The sequence below is a fragment of the Bradyrhizobium sp. SZCCT0153 genome (assembly GCF_018129995.1).
Classification (GTDB): domain Bacteria; phylum Pseudomonadota; class Alphaproteobacteria; order Rhizobiales; family Xanthobacteraceae; genus Bradyrhizobium; species Bradyrhizobium japonicum_G.
The window spans coordinates 1,053,411-1,073,920 of sequence record NZ_JAFCKS010000001.1 but is presented as its reverse complement, the minus strand read 5'-3'; the positions used below and the strand labels follow the sequence as shown (position 1 = coordinate 1,073,920).

Here is a 20,510-nt window from a genome sequence, read left to right as displayed (position 1 = left end):
CCCTCACACGTCAAGGAGACGACGACCATGACCAAACTAATTTTCTCCACCCTCGTCATCGGCGCGCTTTCGGTCGCGACAGCGGCGGACGCCAATGCCTGGACGCGGTCGGCGACGTCGAGCGGTCCCCGCGGCACGTCGAGTGTCACTGCGACGGGAAGCTGCGCCAACGGAAGCTGCTCGCGCAACGTCACCCGCACCGGCCCGGCCGGCAACACCTACACCCGCACCGGCACGGTCTCGCGCTGAGTCGCGGGCCGGGCCGTCGCCGCGTCCGCCCCACGCGGCGGCGGCCAATCCCACCAGATCAGAAAGGATGAACACAATGCCATCGGCTTTCCGTCTCCTTGCAGTCCCGCAGGCCGCGATCATCGTCGCCCTCGGTGTCGCGGCCTCGACTTCTGCGTTCGCCCAGAGCCAGCTGCAGACGCAGATCACGCCGCAAATGCGCAGCGAAGCGAGGGCCGTCATGCAGGCCTGCCGCGCCGACTATGACCGCCTGTGCAGCGACGTCACGCCGGGTGGCGGACGCATCCTCGCCTGCCTGCAATCCCATGCCGGCCAGCTCGCGGCGTCCTGCGCTCAGGCGATGCCACGCGCACAGGCGCTCCGGGACAGCGCCGTCAGCGCCGGCGTGGCGCCGAAATAGGAGGATGCCGTGGGCTACGCTTCACTCCTGCTCGATCCAACGCTCAGGCGCGTGATCCTGGCAACGGCGATCGGCCTGATGCTGCTTGAATACGGCATCGGCCGGCTCGCGCATCGCGAGACCCACGACTGGCGCGAAAGCGTCGCGTCATTTGGCGTTGCGCTGGGACAGAACCTGCTGCGCGCCGTGGAAGCCGGCATTCTCGCCGTACCGTTTGCCTTCCTCCACGAGCACCGCCTGTTCGACTTCGCTCAAGCCGGCCCGCCCGCGCTCGCCGGATTGTTCATCGGCAGCGAGTTTCTCTACTATTGGCAGCACCGCGCCTCGCATCGCATTCGCTGGATGTGGGCGACGCATGCGGTGCATCACTCGACGACACGGCTGAACCTGACGGCGGCGATCCGGCTCGGCTGGACCGGCAACATTTCCGGCAACTTCCTCTTCTTCCTGCCGCTGGCGCTGATCGGCTTTCATCCCCTCGCGATCATCGCAATGCTGGGGATCAACCTGTTCTACCAGTTCTTCATCCACAGCGAATTCGCGCCAAGGCTCGGCGCGCTCGAATGGCTGCTCAACACGCCGAGCCATCATCGCGTGCATCATGCCTGCAACGAGCCGTGTCTCGACCGGAACTACGGGGGTATCCTGATCGTGTTCGACCGTCTGTTCGGAACATTTGCCGAGCGGCCGTCGGACCAGCCGCTCCGCTTCGGCCTGGTCGGCGGCACGCCGTCCTTCAATCCGGTCCGGATCGCGCTCGGCGAATGGATCGCGATGCTGGACGACGCCTGGAAGGCCCGCGGACCAGGGGCGAAGCTCCGCGCCCTGTTCGGCCCACCGGGGATCTGAGCGCTCGCAGGCGCTCAGATCTTCTGATTGTACTCGCCGACTTCGGGATGCGTACGCAGCACGCTGTTCACCATCTCGAACATGTCGTGCATGCGTTGCTCGGAGACCGGGCTCTCGACCACCACCACGAGCTCCGGCTTGTTGGAGGAGGCCCGCACCAGGCCCCAGCTTCCGTCCTCGACCGTGACGCGGACGCCGTTGACGGTGACGAGGTCGCGGATCGCCTGGCCGCCGATCTTGGCACCCTTGGCCTGCAAGCCCTCGAAGTGCTTCACGACCTGGTCGATGACACCGTATTTGACCTCGTCGGCGCAATGCGGCGACATGGTCGGCGACGACCAGGTCTTCGGCAGTGCGTCCTTGAGATCGGCCATCGATTTGCCGGGCGCGCGGTCGAGCATGTCGCAGATCGCGATCGCCGAGACCAGGCCGTCGTCATAGCCGCGGCCATACGGCTTGTTGAAGAAGAAGTGGCCGGACTTCTCGAAGCCCGCGAGCGCGCCCGCCTCGTGAGTGCGGCGCTTCATGTAGGAATGGCCGGTCTTCCAATAGGTGGTCTTCGCGCCCTGCTTCTGCAGCACCGGATCGGTGATGAACAGGCCGGTCGACTTCACGTCGACGATGAAATGCGCGTCCTTGTGGATCGCGGACATGTCGCGCGCCAGCATCACGCCGACCTTGTCGGCGAAGATCTCCTCGCCGGTGTTGTCGACGACGCCGCAGCGGTCGCCGTCACCGTCGAAGCCGAGACCGACATCGGCCTTGTGCTGCAGCACCGCGTCACGGATCGCGTGCAGCATCTCCATGTCTTCGGGATTGGGGTTGTATTTCGGGAAGGTGTAGTCGAGCTCGGTGTCGAGCGGGATCACCTCGCAGCCGATCGCTTCCAGCACCTGCGGCGCGAACGCCCCGGCAGTGCCGTTGCCGCAGGCCGCGACCACCTTGAGCTTGCGCGTCAGCTTCGGACGGGTTGTGAGATCGGCGATGTAGCGCGCCGGATAGTTCTCGTGGAACTGGTAGGAGCCGCCGGCCTTGTTCTTGAAATCGGCATTGAGCACGATCTCCTTGAGCCGCGTCATCTCGTCCGGACCGAACGTCAGCGGACGGTTGGCGCCCATCTTCACGCCGGTCCAGCCATTGTCGTTGTGCGAGGCCGTGACCATGGCGCAGCAGGGCACGTCGAGGTCGAACTGCGCGAAATACGCCATCGGCGTGACCGCGAGGCCGATGTCGTGCACCTTGCAGCCCGCCGCCATCAGGCCGGAGATCAGCGCGTATTTGATCGATGCCGAATAGCCGCGGAAATCATGGCCGGTGACGATCTCCTGTTTGACCCCGAGTTCCGCAATCAGCGCGCCCAGCCCCATGCCGAGCGCCTGGATTCCCATCAGGTTGATTTCCTTTTGAAACAGCCAGCGCGCGTCGTACTCGCGAAAACCGGTCGCCTTCACCATGGGCTCGGATTCGAAGGCGTAGGTGTTGGGCAGCAATACGGATTTCGGCTTGGGGAACATTGAGACGGTCTCGCGAAAATGGCGGGAATTGATGCAGCCTTAGCGAATGCCAGGCCGCAGCGGAAGGCGGGAATGGCAGCTTATGGCTTATAATTGCGGCAGTTTGGTAACGGACAAAATCCGACCGTGAGCAGTCGAAATAGAGACGTTTCTTGAAATATACGGGCTCAGCGGCCTTTGGGAGATCGTTACTGCTCCAGCACCATCTGGCCGTTGGCGTACTCAAAGCGCTTGAGGCGGGACAGGAAGGAGAGGCCGAGCAGGTTTTCGGACAGCGCCTCGTCCGGCAACACCATGGCGTCGACGTCACGCACGATGAGGCCTCCGACGTCGAGCATGGCGATGCGGGTGCGGGCGGCCTTGATGGTGCCGTTGGCGGTGGAGACGGTGGCGTTGTACTCGCTGCGCGAGGGGCGCAGACCGAAGCGCGCTGCCGAGGTCTCGTTCAGCGCCACCACGGAGGCACCGGTGTCGACCATGAAGCCGATCCGCTGGCCCTCGATCCGGCCCTCGGCCTGGAAGTGGCCACGGCCATCGCGGGAAATGGCCAGGCTGCGGCCGCCTGTCGGCGCATTCGCCGCGACCGCAACCGTCGTGCGCGGCACCGAGGTGGCGGACGCGGAGCTCATCTTGTCCGCCATCTGCGCCATGAAGGTGCCGAGGCCGATCATGATCGCCGCGAGGATCATTATGTTACGCATCACACCACTTCCGAGCCCGAAAGCTCGATTTCACCACGCGACACGCCTGCCGGCGAGCTTAGCCACGGCCAAGCCCGTGTCATTTTGACGAAAAGGATGAGCGAACGGTTAATGCGCCTTCGCGAACCTCACGTCCCGCGCGGTTTCACGCGCCGGGTCGGCAGCGCGCTCGCGGGATCCTCCGGCCAGGGATGGCGCGGATAGCGGCCGCGCAGGTCGGAGCGTACGGCCGCGTAACTGCCGCGCCAGAAGCCGGGGAGATCGCGGGTCACCTGCACCGGGCGCTGCGCCGGCGACAGCAATTCCAGCACCAGCGGCACCTTGCCCGCCGCAATCGAGGGATGGGTGTTGAGGCCGAACAACTCCTGGAGCCGGACCGCGATGGTGGGCCCCTGCTCGGCCTCGTAGTCGATCGCGAGCACGCTCCCGGTCGGCGCCTCGAAATGCGTCGGCGCCTCGCGGTCGAGCCGCGCGCGCATGTCCCAAGGCAGCAGCGCCATCAGCGCGTCGGAGAGATCGCCGGCGGAGATGTCCTTCAGCGCGATCTTGTCGTAGAGCGCCGGCACCAGCCAATCATTTTGCCGCGCGATCAACCCGTCGTCGGAGAGATCGGGCCAGCTCGCGCCTTCCGCCTTGCGCAGGAACATCACGCGGTCGCGCCATTGTTTCGCTGCCTTCGACCAGGGCAGCCGGTCGAGGCCCGCGGCGATCAGCCCATCTGCGAAGATGCGCGCGGTATCCTCCGAGGGCGACACGGCAAGTGTCGCCTCCGACAGCGTGATCGCGTGCAGCGCGCGCTTGCGCCGCGCGCGCAGTGCCATCGCGCCGCGATCGAACGAGATTTCGTCCACGCTCTCGATATGCTCAGCGAAATGCCGCTCGATCTCGTCCTGGTTGATTTGCGCGGCGAGCAGGATGCGTCCGCTCGCGGCCGTTCCGGTCATTTCGCCAATTGCGACGTACGGCGCGCGGGCGAGCGATGAGGTCTGCTCCACGGCAGCGCCGCGGCCGTTGGCGAGCACGAAACTGCCATTGCCGCGGTTGCGCGCGACGCGATCCGGGAAGGCGTAGGCGAGCATCAGGCCGGTGGAGAGATCATCCTGCTGCCCCGCCTTCTCCGACGCCGCCACCTGCGAGGCCCAACGCCGCGCCAGGTCGCGCGCGCTCGCTGCCCGCGGCGAACGATCGCGGCGGAACTGATCGCGGCGGTGCTCGAGATTGACGCTGTCGCCGCCGAGCCCGCGCTCGGTGATGATGGCCGCGATCTCGGCTGCGGCTTCGCCCTCGCCGGCGCGATGCGAATCCACGATCATGCGCGCCAGCCGCGGCGGCAGGGCCAATGCGCGCAGGCTCTTGCCTTCCGCGGTGATGCGGCCGTCGCCATCGAGGGCGTTGAGCTCAGTCAAAAGGCTCTTGGCTTCCTTCCAGGCCGTCGCGGGCGGCGGATCGAGGAACGACAGCGCCGCGGGATCGGCGACGCCCCATTGCGCGAGATCGAGCACCAGCGAGGACAGGTCGGCGCTGAGGATTTCCGGTTGGGTGTAGTGGGCAAGCGACGCCGTCTGCGGCTCGTCCCAGAGCCGGTAGCAGACGCCAGGCTCGGTACGGCCGGCGCGGCCGCGGCGTTGATCCGCCGCCGCGCGCGAGACGCGCACGGTCTCGAGCCGCGTCAGTCCGATATCCGGTTCATAGCGCGGCACGCGGGCAAGGCCGGAATCGACCACGATGCGCACGCCTTCGATCGTCAGCGACGTCTCCGCGATCGAGGTCGCCAGCACCACCTTGCGCGTGCCCTTGGGCGCCGGCGAGATCGCGCGGTCCTGCACGGCGGCATCGAGCGCGCCGAACAGCGGCACGATCTCGATGCTGGCATCCTGCACGCGCTCGGCGAGGAGATTCTGGGTGCGGCGGATTTCGGCGGCGCCCGGCAGGAACGCCAGCACCGAGCCGCCATCGGCGCGCAGTGCAGACGCGATCGCATCCGCCATCTGCCGCTCGATCGGAGCATCCGCTTTGCGGCCGAGATAGCGCGTCTCGACCGGAAAGGCGCGGCCCTCGCTCTCGACGACGGGTGCATCGCCCAGCAGCTTGGCGACACGGGCGCCGTCCAGCGTGGCCGACATCACGAGGATACGCAGATCTTCGCGCAGGCCGAGTTGCGCGTCGCGCGCCAGCGCGAGACCTATATCGGCATCGAGCGAGCGCTCATGGAATTCGTCGAACAGGATCGCGGCGATGCCGGAGAGTTCGGGATCGTCGAGGATCTGGCGGGTGAAGATGCCTTCGGTTACCACCTCGATGCGGGTTGCGCGCGAGATTTTCGAGCCGAAGCGGACGCGATAGCCGACGGTCTCTCCAGTGCGCTCGCCGAGCGACTTGGCCATGCGGTCGGCGCTGGCGCGCGCGGCGATGCGGCGCGGCTCCAGCACGATGATCTTCTTGCCCCTGGCCCAGGGCGCATCGAGCAGCGCCAGCGGCACGCGCGTGGTCTTGCCGGCGCCCGGCGGCGCCACCAGCACGGCGGCATTATGCTGATCAAGGGTGCGCGACAAATCGTCGAGCACGGCATCGATCGGGAGGGGCGTGTCGAAGCTGCGGGGCAAGTATTTGGGTCCCGTCATCACCCGCCTTGCGCGCGATTGCGTGCCGGGACGGGTGATCCAGTAAACTGAGGTCCCAATCATTGCGAAGATCGGGATTACTGGATACCCCGCCTTCGCGGGGTATGACAATCATATGTCGCGATCAACCCTGCGCGGAGGGGCGGCCGACACTCTCGTAGGTGAAGCCGGCGGCACGCATGTCTTCGGGGCGGAAAATATTGCGGAGGTCGACGACGACGGGTTGAGCCATGACGCTCTTCAGCCGGTCGAGATCGAGCCCGCGGAACTGCACCCATTCGGTGACGACGACGACAGCATCGGCGCCTTCCGCGCAGGAATAGGCGTCGTCGCAATAGGTGATGGCGGGAAGTTCACCCTTGGCCTGCTCCATGCCAACGGGGTCGAACGCCCTGACCTTCGCGCCCATGTCGATCAGGCCGGTCACGAGCGGGATCGACGGCGCGTCGCGCATGTCGTCGGTGTCGGGCTTGAAGGTGAGCCCGAGCACGGCGATGGTCTTGCCGCGCAAGCTACCGCCGAGCGCCTGGCTCACTTTCCGCGCCATCGCCCGCTTGCGGTTCTCGTTGACCGCCAGCACGGATTCGACGATGCGCAAGCTCACGTCGTAGTCCTGCGCGATCTTGATCAGCGCCTTGGTGTCCTTCGGGAAGCACGAGCCGCCGAAGCCGGGACCCGCATGCAGGAATTTTGTGCCGATGCGGTTGTCGAGGCCAATGCCGCGCGCGACTTCCTGCACGTTGGCGCCGACCTTTTCCGACAGATCCGCGATCTCGTTGATGAAGGTGATCTTGGTCGCGAGGAACGCGTTCGCGGCGTATTTGATCATCTCGGCGGTGCGGCGCTCCGTGAACATCAGCGGTGCCTGGTTCAACGACAGCGGGCGATAGATGTCGCCCATCACCTTGCGGCCGCGCTCGTCGGAGGTGCCGACGACGACGCGATCGGGGAACTTGAAGTCGCGGATCGCCGCGCCCTCGCGCAGGAATTCGGGGTTCGAGGCGACGACGACATCCGCCTTCGGATTGGTCTCGCGGATGATGCGCTCGACCTCGTCGCCGGTGCCCACAGGCACGGTCGACTTCGTCACCACGACGGTGAACCCTGACAGCGACTGCGCGATCTCGCGCGCGGCGGCGTAGACATAGGACAGATCGGCGTGGCCGTCGCCGCGGCGCGAGGGCGTGCCGACCGCGATGAACACCGCGTCGGCATCCGCCACCGGCTTCGACAGGTCGGTGGTGAAGTCGAGACGCTTGGCCTTCACATTGGTTACGACCAATTCGTCAAGGCCGGGCTCGTAGATCGGGATCTCGCCGCGATGAAGCGCTGCAATCTTCTTCTCGTCCTTGTCGACGCAAGTGACGTCGTGACCGAAATCCGCAAAGCAGGCTCCGGACACCAGTCCCACATAGCCCGTTCCGATCATCGCGATTCGCATGAAAAACTCTTTCCGTTGAAGACGGATGTTCCACTGAACACCCTAGACCATTTCTCTACCCGGCCGCTCGCCCAACATTAGGGCAGGATGCTGCGCGAACTGAACAAACCTTAACCGTCGCCACCCGATTTTTTTCGTGTCTTGCCGTTCGCTTCGGCGATCAGACGCCGTGGTACTTTCGATACCATTCGACGAAACGCGCGAGGCCTTCCGCGATTGGCGTCGACGGCGCGAAGCCGACGTCGCGCTGGAGGGCGGAAATGTCGGCGCGCGTCTCCAGGACGTCGCCGGCCTGCATCGGCAAAAGCTCGCGGATCGCAGGCTTGCCGATGATCTTCTCGAGCGTCTCGACGAACTCGATCAGCTTGACCGACCTGTTGTTGCCGATGTTGTAGACGCGGTACGGCGCATAGCTGGTCGAGTTTTCCGGCTGCTCGGCATTCCACGCCGGATTCGGCGTCGCAGGCCGATCGAGCGTGCGGATCACGCCCTCGACGATGTCGTCGACATAGGTGAAATCGCGCCACATATCGCCATTATTGAAAATCTTGATCGGCTGGTTCGCGAAGATCGCGCGCGTGAACAGATAGGCGGCCATGTCGGGCCGGCCCCACGGACCGTAGACGGTGAAGAAGCGAAGGCCGGTCACCGGCAGCTTGTGAACATGTGCGAACGTGTGCGCCATCAGCTCGTTGGCCTTCTTGCTCGCGGCATAGAGGCTGACCGGATGGTTGACCGAATGCTCGGTCGAATACGGCAAGGTGCGATTGGCGCCGTAGACGGAACTCGACGAAGCGTAGACGAGATGCGCCAAACCGTGGCGCCGGCCGGCTTCGAGCACGGTGACAAAGCCGTCACAATTGGCGCGGATGCTGGTGATGGGATCATCGATCGACGCGCGCACGCCGGGCTGCGCCGCCAGATGCACCACGCGGTCGGGCCGCACATCCTCGAAGACCCGCGCCGTGGCGTCGGGATCGGCAAGGTCCGTCTCATAAGACTTGAATCCGGGATACCGTTGCAGGCGGTCAAGTCGAGCGCGTTTCAAAGCTGGATCATAGTAGGCCGTGATCGCATCGATGCCGACCACATCCTCTCCGCGCACGAGGAGGCGTTCAGATAGATGCATACCGATAAAACCGGCCGCACCGGTGACAATCACAGGAGCCATGATCAACTCGTCGCCTCATCCATCTCGCACTGCAATGCCAGACTGATACGTCCGAAGCAAGGCTCGGCTTTGCGGCCGTTTCATGCATTGAGAGCGGCATTCCGCTCCATCGTCCGGCGACGGACGTGCCGCGATGGCGATGCATGCACGATGTGGAGCAGCAGCTCAGGGGGCCAGTTCGAAAGGCCGGCGCTCCACGCGCGACGGCGAGAAGCGGTCGTCGTCGGCCATTTCTTTGCAAAATACTATCCGCGGGCTGGATGGTCGGGCTCGGCAAAGCACGCATGCGCGATGCGCAGCCCGCGACCTTCGGCGAAGCGACGGAAGATGAGTCTCACCTCGATCGGATCGTCGCACATGCCCTCGAGCAGCACGGCTTGGGTCGCTTGTGATGCGGCCTGGTACATCAGAACGGCCGTTGGAAAGAGACGGGCGCCAACGATGTCGTCGAAATCGGCGCGTGTCTGTCGCTTGAGGTCTTCCGGCAGGAAGCTGTAGGCGCGCAGCGCAAGCGGCGCGCGGAAAAGTTGCACCCAGATTTCATGCGGCCCGAAATGATACGACTGAGTGAGATAGGAAACCGCGGTCGGGCCAAAGCCTGCGGCTCGAATTTCAGCCCAGTACAACGCCAGCCAAGCGATCGATTCCGAGGGCGAGCACGCGATCAGGTGTTTGGCCGAGCGCGTCACGTTCTCCAGGCTCGCATCAAGCGAATCGACGTTGCCGGATTCGAGGTGATTGCTCAGGAGCCGCAGATTGACCAGCAGCAGGTTGCGACGCTGCCGGGGATCGCAAAATGCCCCCGAGGCGTCGTCGTAACGGGCCGCAATACGTTCGAGCACCTCATTGTCGTAGTTCTCGCCGCGGCTCAAACGCTCGGCCAGATCCTGCAACGTGGGCCGAAATGTATAACTCGCAGCCGATAGCAGCCAGACCAGTGCCGTCGCAGCGACTACGACGTTGATGATGGCTGCATATACTGCCGACGGGCGGCGGGACCCGTGCTTGTTCTCAGGCCTGCTCGACGTAATAGTCGGAATAGTGCCGCCCCTTGTACGACTCAATTCGCTTCAGCGTTTTCGGATTGGCTCGATTCAGCACGATACCGACGATCTTGCCTCTGAACACTTCAAGATCGACGATGGCCTCGTTCACCGCCGCACGGCGGGTCTTGCCCCACTCAACCACATAAACGATGGCGTCGACCAAATGTCCGACCGCCTTGGCGTCCGTCACGGGAAGCACAGGAGCGAGGTCGACAAAGATGTAGTCGTATTTTTTTCTCGCCGATTTGAGAAAATCCGACATCGCCTGGGAAGACAGCAAATCAGCCGAATTGACCAGCCGCGCCCGCACGACCGACGGCAGAAAGTGAAGATTGGACTGCCGGTCGACCTGGATGTGCTGCTCGAACTGCCCCGGCTCCGCGAGGGCCTCGACGAGACCAGACTTGGCGCCGGGAGCGATTTTCCGGGTCAATGTCTGAGTGTGCAGATCGCCATCTATCAGCAATGCGCGATGCCCTGCGAGAGCGGCCAGATGCGCCAGATTCGCGGCAACGGTCGTCTTTCCTTCCTTTGGAAGTGACGAGACGACGGCAATGACGTTCGTCTCTCTCGTCAGACGCGACAGGTCGACGGCGGTCTTGATGTTGCGAAGCGTTTCGGCAAACCGCGAGAACGGATGCTCGAGCGCATATCGCGTAAGCGCCGCCCCGCGCGTGTCCGACGACGAACCATCCGACGCCTCCGGACGAAGCTCAGGCAGCGTGCCAAGGCATTGCAGCGCTGTCTCAGTCTCGACCTCAGATGGCGTCCGCAGGACCTCGGTCAGCAACTCCTTGCCGACGGCACCACCGAGACCGAAGCACAGGCCTCCGATCAGCCCGCCCAGGAGCAGCAGCCCCGTTCTCGGCCAGCTCTTCTTGTCCGGTTTCTGAGCCGTGCTGATGATCCTGGCTTCGCTGATCGGGAAGCTCTGGTTTTGCGTCGCTTCCTGCAATTGCTGAAGGAAGTTGTTGTACAGCGTCCGATAGGTGTCGGCGGCGCTCTCCAGATTGCGCAGCTTCACCTGGGCCTGACTGGCGCTGCCGGATTCGCCCACGAGCTTGTTAAGGTCCGTTTCGAGCGAACTTTCCCTGCTTCGCGCAATCTCGTAATCGCTCTTGTAGGCATCGGCGATGCGCCTGACCTCGTCCTTTATCGCCCGCCGCAGTTCCTGCATGCGGGAAGCCAGGTTGACCGACGCCTGGTGCTCCTTGCCGTACTTGTTCGACCAATCCGCATACTGCGCGGCGAGATCGAGATATTGCGCGCGCAGTCGCGTAATCACGGTGTTGCTAAGAGCGTCAGTCACCGTCGGTTGAGCAAGATCCTGGTCGGTGATCGCGTTGATTCTGTCGAGCCGGGCCTTGGCCTCCGCGGTGCTGGCGCGAGCCTGAATCAATTGCGTATTGACGTCGGAGAGCTGCTGCTCGTTCATCAAGCCCTTGCTCGTCCCAACGATGTGATTTTCAGCCTTGAACGTCTGAACCGCCCGATCGGCTTCCATCGCCTGCTGCTGCAGCTCAGTGCTTCGCCTTTGCAGCCATTCGCTCGCTCGCTTCGTCGACTGGTACTTGGCTTCCAGGACGCTGGTCATGTACGCATCTGCCAGGGCGTTCGCAATTTTCGCCGCCTTCTCAGGCATGGTCGATCGAAACGACATTGTCAGCACATAGGTGACGCCGACCCGCTCCACTTTCAGATTTTTCTTGAGGCTGGCGACCACCATCCGCTTCACAAAATCTTTGGATTCCGGCTCGGCGAGACCGAGCAGATTGGTGATTGAGCCAACCACGTAGGAGATCATGTCCCCCTGGACGTATTCAGGATCGCTGGTGAGGTTCAACGTATCTACGACCGAGCGCACCAGGTCGTCGGACGTGAGAATTTCGACTTGGCTCTCGACGAAGCCGGGATCAATCAGCGTGCTGTTCGCCGCGTCCGTCGATTTGTTCATAACCGCTTGACGGGTATCCACGAGAATACTGACGGAGCTCGTGTAATAAGGGGTGGCCGTCAGGGCGTACGCCACCACCACAGCCAGACAGAAGCCCACGACAGAGGCGATCAACGGCCACTGCCGGCGCACAATGTCGAGCGTCCGCTCGAACGTCAAAACGGCGGTGTTGAGCGGAAACGACGAAGACTGCCCAGGCTCGAAAGAATTTCGCGGCTGATACATGCTGCGCTACCGCGGCAGTTCGAGAGGAAGCGGGACGGGGGCGAACGGATTGCCGACATCCATGTTCCATTCTCCCTCGAATAACGAGTTGGACTGGGCGACCGGCTTGCTCGGCGCCGAAATCGGAACAGGTGCGTCGCTCTCAATCGACGCATATCCGGCGCTCACCGACGAGTCCTGCGATCTTCGTACAAAATCGATGATGCTCTGCACGACCTTGGGCTCGATCGGGCCGCAATGCTGTGCCGCTCGAGCAAGCCCGCGTCCGATTGCCGACCGATTCGACCCTGGAGCCAATGAAATCAATTTTGCAATCTGGGGCAGCAGATCGGGGTCGGTGGCCAAATACTCCGTTACTTTGTCCTCGAGCTTGGTCTTGTCGTTGTTCGCGTACTTCAAAAGATGCGCCGGATCGGCCGCAAAAACGCGAAGCTCGACCGGCGGAGTCCTCAACAGCAACGGCAGGCAATGTGCCGTTGCCGACGGCGCACCAGCCAGTGTGAAGCACACCACGGCCAGGAGCGATCGCACCAAGATCGGAGTACGCGAATAAAGGCACAACAGGCGATTGCGGTCTCTACGAAGCACTTGGTCTCACCGTATGTCATGGATCATCCGCGCTTAACGGATAAATACGGCAAGTCTTTGTGCATTGCAAAAGAAAACCGATCGCCCTGCTTGCGGCGGCCCTTACCTGTTCCCGAGCTCGGCAAAATCGCGGTGATCTTGCTTGGCGATCGAAACCCAAAAGCGAGGATCCTCGCCGGATTCCATCGACACCCATAGATAGCTCGATCTCCGCCAATCGCGCACGTCCGGCACGAGATTGTCCAGGACATAGTCACCGTCCTGCAACCGTACGATCAACACAAGGTGCCCTCCAGCGGGGGCATAGACGACCGCCAGACGCAAGGCACTCGCAGGCCACCCCTTGGCGAGAAGCAGATGGCGCTTGGTGATTGCATAGTCGTTGCAATCTCCCGACGAAGGCGAGATCGTCCAACGCGCCAGCAGCGGATCGGTTGATTTCTGCACAGGCGAAATGGCTTGGTTCACGCTCGCGTTGACCTCGGCGAGGGTCGAAAGAGCGACATCCTGAGCCGGCAATCGCGCTTCAGGCGAGCTCTGCGCGCACTCGCTCGAGTAGTTCATGCAGAATTTCACAAACTGCAACGGAGCCAGAACGTTCTGAGCCTCCTTCAGGAACACTCCCTTGCTCGCTCCCTGCTCAACCGCAAGGCACGGCAACGAAGAGCTTAGAACAAACAGAGCTGCAACCAGATGCTTCATCACCGCCTCCCGCGATACATTCGATCGCTCGACGGTAGACTCGAAAGTTCTCGACCCGATTGCGCAATTTCGTAAAATTGCGTCTAAATGGCTCGCTTCGTTCAGTTTGTCGGGCTGGTCTGCGCGAGCGGATTGATCGAGGTGGCCGAGGCCGCCGAGAAGAACGTCGTCGAAGCCGGAGCCGAGGCCGCAGTAAAAGTGCTGCTCACGGAAGTACTTACCGCGCCAGGGGACTGGACCGGAGAGGTACTGCGCCCGCCGCCAAAGATCGAATCCCCGTTTGGATCGGAGCCGGGAACGACGTTCGTCGGGACATCGCCGGTGATGCTTACGAAAGATTGAATGAGATCGCTATTCTCGGTCTTCAGGACAGCGGCCTGGATTGCCATGGCGGTCGTCGGCCGACTGAGCACGCATGTCGATGCGGCCGTTCCAAGTCCAGCGCCAATCGCTCGGTTCTGCGCCGGAGAACTGGCGCTCGATAGCGATCCAATGCCCTCCACCGTCTCGGGGCGCATCGAGGCGAAGTCTCGAATTGCTGCGGACAGCCTGCCTTCTTCCCCCTCGGGGATTCCACTCAACAGCCCAGGCGGATTATCGAGAAACTGAGTTGCCTTTTCAGCGGTCACGCCTCCGGAAAGAGGTACGCAGGCCACGTCAACGGCGGTCGCCGCATTCGATGTCGATGGCGCCAGCAGCAATGCAATCACCAAACCGGGTATCATGCGCATCTGGAAACCCCAATTCCTTCCAAGAAAAAACATCGATTAGACATACAGGATTTCCCGGGGAGCGGTTGAGTAAATTTAACGAGTGGTAAATTGCCTAAATTTTTTGCGGACGTCGGGTCGTGGATATCGACTGAGCCAGGCCGCAGCCCGAAATTGCCGCGAATATCACCGCAAATCCAGCAATTTGTAGTGAAAAATCAATACACGAATGCAACACCCCGAGCAGAAACACCGAGGCAGCGGTGGCGGGAATGTCTCGGTCGCGCAGCCTCGAGAAAGTCCCCCAGAGCATCCGCCCCCAGAAGAAAGCGGCGATGGCGCAAATTGTCGCTCCCAACGGAAGCCCGACCGAAATCATCATTTCCAACGGCGTGCTGTGCGCCTTGTCCCAGATGCCCTGACTGCCAAGACTTGCCGGGCGGTGAGGCGGAAATGCAGTCTCGAAATTTCCAATGCCTATGCCGAGCAATTCATGCCCGCGCAACATCTCCAGTGCCGTCCGATAGACTTCGGCACGTTGACCGTCAGTTAGGCCGAACAGACTAACCCGGCCGACAACACTTCCGCCGATCAGAAGGAACCCCACGAGGGTTGCAGCCGCGACGGCTCCCGCTCCCAGCCAGTAATGCCTGGATTGGAACCGAAGTTGCATGAGATGGAGATTGGCGAGGCAGGCAAGGCTGAACAGGGTCAATAGAACCCCGGCACGAGAGCCGGTCATGCCGGTGGCGACGAGACATGTCAGAAAGCCCCCAGCAAGGGTGGCAGGATGGTCTGTAAATGAACGCGAACCGTGCCGACGCGGCTGCTTGGCAACCAGAGCGTCCGATGCAATCCGAGCAAGACGGCCCAAGAACAAGATCGAGCAGCTGCCCCAAAAAACGGCAGCAGTGTTGCGGTTCACGAACGTTCCCGTCGCATAAGGAAGATAGTATTCCTTGCTCCTCCAGAGCAGCGCGCTCGGCGCCGCGAGATGCGCCAGGATGCCATATAGCGCGTAGGCGAATCCCGCATACGCGATCGTTTTCAACGTCTGCCGTGCCGCCTCCTCGTCGGTGGCAAGCAGATAGGCACGCAAGAACGCGAGTACAAAGAGCAAGCAAGAACCGAACCCGATCCATGGCACCGATGCCGTGGCTGAAATACGGTTCGGCTCCGTCACTCCCGCAATGTCCCTGGCAACCCGCCAGGAAGGATCAGCGAGCGCATCACTGACCCCGGGGAAGATCTGAAAAACCGCGAGCGCACACAATAGCAGCAGAACAGCGCCCGTCGGCCCGATAACCCAGAAATCCGAGTTGCAAACCCGGGAGAGATTGGCGGTTAGCAGACTCGCAAGCAGAAGCGACGTCCATATCCAGGTCCAGATCAGATCGACCGACCCAAACGGCAAAGGGACTATTACAAAGACTGCGACTGCGATGAACCGGGATATACGATGCACTGAAAATTCTATAGGCAAGCTGCGGAATCGACGATCATTTGAGCCAGATGTGTAGAATGACCAAAATCGAGACAATTTGCTACGCTACCGATGGGTCATATTGGTCCCTTACAAGACGCGCGATCTAACCGAAGGCCCTACGATGGATCAACCAACGACGCTGGCAGCGGAAAAACGCGAGGTCACACCTGCGGCCTGGGCCCTGCCTACCCTGGAAGGCTTCGCGGTGCTGCTCTATTTCAGCCGCGACGCTTTTGCCGGCGTCTTCCGCTATTATGCGAGTCTGACTCACCTGGACGCTCTGTGGTTCGTTCCCGACGTGTTTGCATTCGCCTGCGTCGGAGCATTCACGTACAGATATGCGTTCAAGCAAGGCAGCATCGTCGCCATTCTGCTCGTCCTGTATACGGCCTTCGCGCTCTTCCTCGGATACGTGTTCCTTGGAGAGGTGAAGGGGTTGGCCTCTTCCATGAAGATGATCGCGCCCGCCTTTGTCGGATTTTGCTTTTGCGGCCGCGAGTTCAAGGACCAAAAAGTTCTGCTGAACATCATATATTTTCTCTTCTTCGCGTCGATGATCGGGATTTTTTGGTCCGCGCATTCGCGGCTGCCATGGGTCGCCTTCTCCTACGAATCTTTCGGCGCGACGCGAACTGCGGCACGACTTTGGTGGACGGGCGGCGAAAGTCGCATTTCAGGGTTCGCCGCTGACAGCACCATGGCTGCATATTTCGTCCTGATAACCTATGTCTTCACCTCCATTCGCAAGAGCGTGCTATGGTGCCTGCTTTGGGCGGGTCCCGCGCTCTATGCGATTCAGGTCTCGACCAACAAGACCGCGCTGGGCGTCCTGGTGATCTATCTGGGCGCCCTTCTGCTGGTTCGCGCATTCGGCGAACGACATCGTTTCGCTGCGCTTCGTTCGCTCGCGCTCTGGTCCTTCCTTTGCCTTCTCGTCCCAGCTGCTTTGATGCTGGCGTTCAGCGGGACCAATCTGGGGAGGATCGCAAAGGGCCTGTACAGCCTGCAGGATCGCATCAACAACAGCTGGCAGCTGCCGTTCGTCTATATGAACGATCTGATGCCTCTGGGATACTTCACCGGCTGCGGGCTGGGCTGCTTCAACTATCCTCAGCAACTGTTCTCGAATAAGGCCAGCTATTACGTACCCGTGGATAATTTCTACATCGGAACCTACCTGATGTTCGGTCCGATCTTCGTGATCTTCGTGATCTTCGTGATCATGGCCGTGGCAAGGACCCGCGACATCTACAAGCTCACTGCCATCTTTGTGATGAATTTCTACACCATAACCGTTCTCGGCTACGGCCCTGCGAGCGGTCTACTGGTGATCACGATGGCGTTCAGCGAAGTTTTTGGAAAGCCGTCCCCGCTCCCGCATGTGAACCGCAATGCGAACAGACAGCCGCCGCAGCTCCTAAAGGTTGCAAGCGGGTGATGGCTCTTCTTGATCGTCCTTTGGGCGCAGGGAGGGCGAAGTATCTCGCCAAGAGGATATCCGACAGCAGGCGCAATATCTTCGGGCCGCACGGCTCTACGGCCCAAGCTCAGCTTTTTGAACCGTCGATCCAAGGGCTGCGTGGCCTTGCCGCGCTAAGCGTCTTGCTCGTCCATCTCTATGACATGCCCCTCATCGCCGGCTTTCTGCCGCCGGTGCCGTCGTGGTTCGATGCGACCATTGCAACCTTCGGCCGCGGGGTCGAAGTGTTCTTTATGATAAGCGGATACCTGATCCCAGCCAGCCTGGTCCGGCATCAGGTGGTCTCGAAATTCTTCGTCGACCGCTGTCTGCGCATCCTTCCTGTATTTGTCATCCTTCATCTCGCGCTCTTCGCCATCGGGCCGCTGGTCGGATACAAATTCTTCAAGGGCATCGATGCGCTGGACTACGCGAAGATCTTCCTCGCGAACCTGCTCTTCCTTCCCGACGTTCTGCATCTACCGCTTGGGCAGCAGAACGCATGGACGCTGACATATGAGTGGGTCTTCTACTTGTGGTTCGCGGCGGGTTTTTATTTCGCCACGCGCTCCCGGCCGGTTACCGCCCTGCTCGTGCTTGGTGGCGCCATCACCGTTCTCTACTTTCCGATCTCGGCCTATTTTCTGGTCGGGTTCGCGCTAAGGGCGATCGACCTGCGCATCGGAGCGCGAGGCGCATCGGGACTGCTGCTCAGCTTCACGTGCCTGGCATTGACGTACATGCTGCTGGAGTATGTTCATCCGTTCCTGGGGCTGCTTCCAGGCCTCATCTTGTTTTCGACAGTCCTGAACCCGGCCTCGACCATTGCGCAGTTGCTGTCGAAAGCTGCACCACAATTCGTCGGCAAGATCAGCTACAGCCTGTATCTCGTTCACCCGTTCGCGCTCTACCCGCTGCAGGTTGTCGGGGCACGGCTGGTTTCCCATGGCTACTCATCATGGGTGGTTTGGCCCATGTTCGTCGCCCTCGGACTGCTGTCCTCGTTCGTTGCCTCGACTATCACCTATGAGCTGATCGAGGTCCGGCTACGGAACGCCATCGCAGCCCGCCTTCGCACGGGCGGCCGGAAGACTTCGGTCGAAGTCCAGAGCGCGGTCGCCAGTCCCCTCTTGCAAGAAAATACGAGCGACCACGTCCCGCTCGATCGTCAGGGACGCCGGCGTGAGTGACGGTCGTGCTTCACCCGACCTGCCTCGACCGGGAGCTTTTTGGCCGGCGCGCTACGCCGTTTTTTCGGGACGATGCTGGGCGAGATCGTCTCTGGCGGACCGTCCTCACCGAACATCTCTATATAATGCGACAAAGGCATGTAACCGGCGTCGACAAGCGCCCTCGCGCTGTCGCGCGTGAGTTTTGCCTTCATTCCAACCTCCCCTTGGTTAACTCATACTTACTCTTCTTTGCCTTTCGATCAGCCTAGGCCGGGAACAGTAAAAGGGGCGTTGAGCAATTCGCCCTGATTCCGCCGATACGTCCACGAGGGCTAAGATCGAATGAACACCGCGATCGGCCATCGCCAGCCGTCGGACGGGAACCGCACGGATTGAAGCCTTGAACCGCCCGCCTTGCGTTTCGATGCGACGCCACGCGGTCTCGAACCGTGCGAGGCTTGCCCGCTCAGGCGGCGCAGAGGCGGGGGCAGTCGCGATGGAAGCACGCCGGCCGATCGGGCTGTCGTATTGGGCAATGACGAGCGGGAGCGCAGTTCGACCCGAGATGCCTCCCTGCATTGCACCGGTTCTCGATATCAACCTCCCGACCGCCTTTGATCCGCGCGCCTCTCTGGCAACCGCACGAGCGGCCTTGCGACATTCGACTTGAGAGCGAATCTTGCGCAATCGGATTCCTGCCTGCAATGAGGCACAAGCGGTCAAAAATTCGGCGGATTGGCGTGCCGCAGAATGATCGCGTGCATACTGGCGAGCAGTAACCCGCGCGATGACGCTTCGCCTTTGACACCGGTCGGATGATATGCTTGCCCTGCACAATCACGGATCATCGGTGCCCTGACAATGCAAGTCCCCCAGAAGCTGGTTGCCTTCGCGAATGTACTCATTCGATCGGCGACGCTAGGGCTACGATTCCTGCTTTCGTTCTACGTCATCAAATATCTGGGCTACGACGCGGCAGGTGTTTATGGGCTGACGGTCGGTGTCACAGGCCTCGCTCCGGCGGTGATCGGCTGGGGCCTGAATTATTTCGTGGCGCGCGAGGTCGTGGGATTGTCCCCGGCCGAAGCGGCAATTCGAGTCCGGAATCGCTTGTTCGTCACATTCGCTTCGCTGAGTCTGGCTACGATCCTGGCGCTATTACTGTCGCTCTACCTGCACCGCACGATCAGCCTCCTTTACGCGCTGATCGCCGTCCTGGTGTGGCTCGAAACGATCGGGCTCGATTTGCACCTGCCGTTGATCGGCCTCGACAAGGCGCTCGAAGCCAATGTGCTCGTTCTGCTTCGTTCCGCCGTCTGGATTCCCTTTGTCATCGGCCTCGGCCTGTTGTTTCCGCAACTGCGCTCGATAGAAACGGTGCTGTGCGCATGGATCGTCTCGAACGTTTTTGCCCTCGTTGCGCTTTGCATCATGGCAAGAAAGTGGAAACTCAGTGGCGTGCTGTCGCGGGAAGTCGACTTCGATTGGATCACCAACCGCCTCAGGAAATCCTGGCACATCTATGTGAGCGATGTCAGCCTCGTCGGGCTCATGTATCTCGACCGCTACATCGTAAGCTTCTTTCTCGGACTCTCGGCGACAGGAATCTATACGTTCTTCTGGTCGCTCAGCAATTCGCTGCAGACGCTGGTATCGACTGCCGTCGTTCAAACTGCCCTGCCGGTTCTCGTGACGACCTATTCGAGCGGGAATCGCGAGGCATGGCGCGAAGCCCTTCGCGGTGAATTCTACAAGGTCATCTCGATTTCCACGGGAATGGCCGTGGCCATTTTCGCGGCGAGCGAAGTGGCGCTGCGCTACATGGCCATGGAGGGACTGAGCGAACATCGCGGCTTGTTCCTGCTGCTGCTTGCGGCAGCCGTGCTGCGCTCATGCTCAGATCTGGGTAATGTCGGGCTCTTGAGCACGAGAAAGGATGCGTCCTACGCTGCCATCAACACGATCGGGGTCTGTCTTTCGACCGCAATGACCTGCGTCGGCATTGTAACTCTCGGCCTCCTCGGCGCAGGAATTGCAATTTTCCTGACCGCGGTTATCCTGTTGCTCATGCGCGCGTGGTTCTTGGCAGGGGCGCTTCGCTCGACCGGCGCATCGTCCTCTCCCGACAACAGCGGATGAGTGGAAATGAAGGTCGCCCTGCCGACCCATCGAGGCCGTTTGGATCTAGCCAGCGCCCAGCCGACGTTGCGGAGCTCACGTTC

General features: G+C 61.6%; 17 protein-coding genes. 6 read left to right on the top strand and 11 right to left on the bottom strand.

Annotated features, from left to right (window positions below):
* Positions 1-27 precede the first annotated feature (27 nt).
* From JQ572_RS05250 to JQ572_RS05240, 3 genes are all read left to right on the top strand, one after another.
* Entirely contained in the window at positions 28-249 is a 222-nt protein-coding gene (locus JQ572_RS05250; RefSeq protein ID WP_211381885.1) for a hypothetical protein, read from the top strand.
* Between the two features lie 76 nt (positions 250-325).
* Entirely contained in the window at positions 326-649 is a 324-nt protein-coding gene (locus tag JQ572_RS05245; RefSeq protein WP_211381884.1) for a cysteine rich repeat-containing protein, read from the top strand.
* A gap of 9 nt (positions 650-658) precedes the next feature.
* The gene (locus tag JQ572_RS05240) at positions 659-1,498 is read left to right on the top strand and encodes a sterol desaturase family protein (RefSeq protein ID WP_211381883.1); all 840 of its coding nucleotides are present in this window, start codon (positions 659-661) and stop codon (positions 1,496-1,498) included.
* 14 nt (positions 1,499-1,512) lie between these two features.
* Here the strand turns inward: JQ572_RS05240 and JQ572_RS05235 are convergent, their stop codons facing one another.
* The 11 genes from JQ572_RS05235 to JQ572_RS05185 form a co-directional block, all read right to left on the bottom strand.
* A complete protein-coding gene (locus JQ572_RS05235) occupies positions 1,513-3,012 on the bottom strand; it encodes a phosphomannomutase/phosphoglucomutase (protein ID WP_211381882.1) in 1,500 nt (499 codons plus the stop codon).
* Between the two features lie 188 nt (positions 3,013-3,200).
* Positions 3,201-3,713: a TIGR02281 family clan AA aspartic protease gene (locus JQ572_RS05230; protein ID WP_211381881.1), complete on the bottom strand. Its 513-nt coding sequence runs from the start codon at positions 3,711-3,713 to the stop codon at positions 3,201-3,203.
* 128 nt (positions 3,714-3,841) lie between these two features.
* The gene (gene hrpB, locus JQ572_RS05225; protein WP_211382417.1) at positions 3,842-6,316 is read right to left on the bottom strand and encodes an ATP-dependent helicase HrpB; all 2,475 of its coding nucleotides are present in this window, start codon (positions 6,314-6,316) and stop codon (positions 3,842-3,844) included.
* A gap of 142 nt (positions 6,317-6,458) precedes the next feature.
* Positions 6,459-7,775 carry a UDP-glucose dehydrogenase family protein gene (locus JQ572_RS05220; RefSeq protein ID WP_211381880.1) on the bottom strand — a complete coding sequence of 439 codons (1,317 nt, stop codon included), beginning with the start codon at positions 7,773-7,775 and terminating at the stop codon, positions 6,459-6,461.
* Between the two features lie 160 nt (positions 7,776-7,935).
* Complete coding sequence (locus JQ572_RS05215; RefSeq protein ID WP_211381879.1) at positions 7,936-8,946, bottom strand: NAD-dependent epimerase/dehydratase family protein; 1,011 nt, start codon at positions 8,944-8,946, stop codon at positions 7,936-7,938.
* Positions 8,947-9,191: 245 nt separating this feature from the next.
* Positions 9,192-9,839 (bottom strand): hypothetical protein, encoded by a 648-nt coding sequence (locus JQ572_RS05210; protein ID WP_211381878.1) that lies wholly within the window; start codon positions 9,837-9,839, stop codon positions 9,192-9,194.
* Between the two features lie 118 nt (positions 9,840-9,957).
* Positions 9,958-12,171, bottom strand: coding sequence for a polysaccharide biosynthesis tyrosine autokinase (locus JQ572_RS05205; RefSeq protein WP_211381877.1), 2,214 nt, complete (start codon positions 12,169-12,171; stop codon positions 9,958-9,960).
* A gap of 6 nt (positions 12,172-12,177) precedes the next feature.
* Positions 12,178-12,705: a hypothetical protein gene (locus JQ572_RS05200; protein WP_211381876.1), complete on the bottom strand. Its 528-nt coding sequence runs from the start codon at positions 12,703-12,705 to the stop codon at positions 12,178-12,180.
* A gap of 156 nt (positions 12,706-12,861) precedes the next feature.
* Positions 12,862-13,461 (bottom strand): transglutaminase-like cysteine peptidase, encoded by a 600-nt coding sequence (locus JQ572_RS05195; protein WP_211381875.1) that lies wholly within the window; start codon positions 13,459-13,461, stop codon positions 12,862-12,864.
* 101 nt (positions 13,462-13,562) lie between these two features.
* Positions 13,563-14,225, bottom strand: a complete 663-nt coding sequence (locus JQ572_RS05190) for a hypothetical protein (protein WP_211381874.1) — start codon at positions 14,223-14,225, stop codon at positions 13,563-13,565.
* Positions 14,226-14,286: 61 nt separating this feature from the next.
* Positions 14,287-15,636, bottom strand: coding sequence for an O-antigen ligase family protein (locus JQ572_RS05185; RefSeq protein ID WP_211381873.1), 1,350 nt, complete (start codon positions 15,634-15,636; stop codon positions 14,287-14,289).
* Between the two features lie 142 nt (positions 15,637-15,778).
* Between JQ572_RS05185 and JQ572_RS05180 the strand changes: the two genes are divergently transcribed.
* From JQ572_RS05180 to JQ572_RS05170, 3 genes are all read left to right on the top strand, one after another.
* Positions 15,779-17,095: a hypothetical protein gene (locus JQ572_RS05180; RefSeq protein WP_211381872.1), complete on the top strand. Its 1,317-nt coding sequence runs from the start codon at positions 15,779-15,781 to the stop codon at positions 17,093-17,095.
* Positions 17,095-18,306 (top strand): acyltransferase family protein, encoded by a 1,212-nt coding sequence (locus JQ572_RS05175; RefSeq protein WP_211381871.1) that lies wholly within the window; start codon positions 17,095-17,097, stop codon positions 18,304-18,306. The genes JQ572_RS05180 and JQ572_RS05175 overlap by 1 nt, the downstream gene beginning before the upstream one ends.
* 843 nt (positions 18,307-19,149) lie before the next feature.
* On the top strand, positions 19,150-20,427 hold the full coding sequence (locus tag JQ572_RS05170) for a lipopolysaccharide biosynthesis protein (RefSeq protein WP_211381870.1): 1,278 nt from the start codon (positions 19,150-19,152) through the stop codon (positions 20,425-20,427).
* Positions 20,428-20,510: the final 83 nt, after the last annotated feature.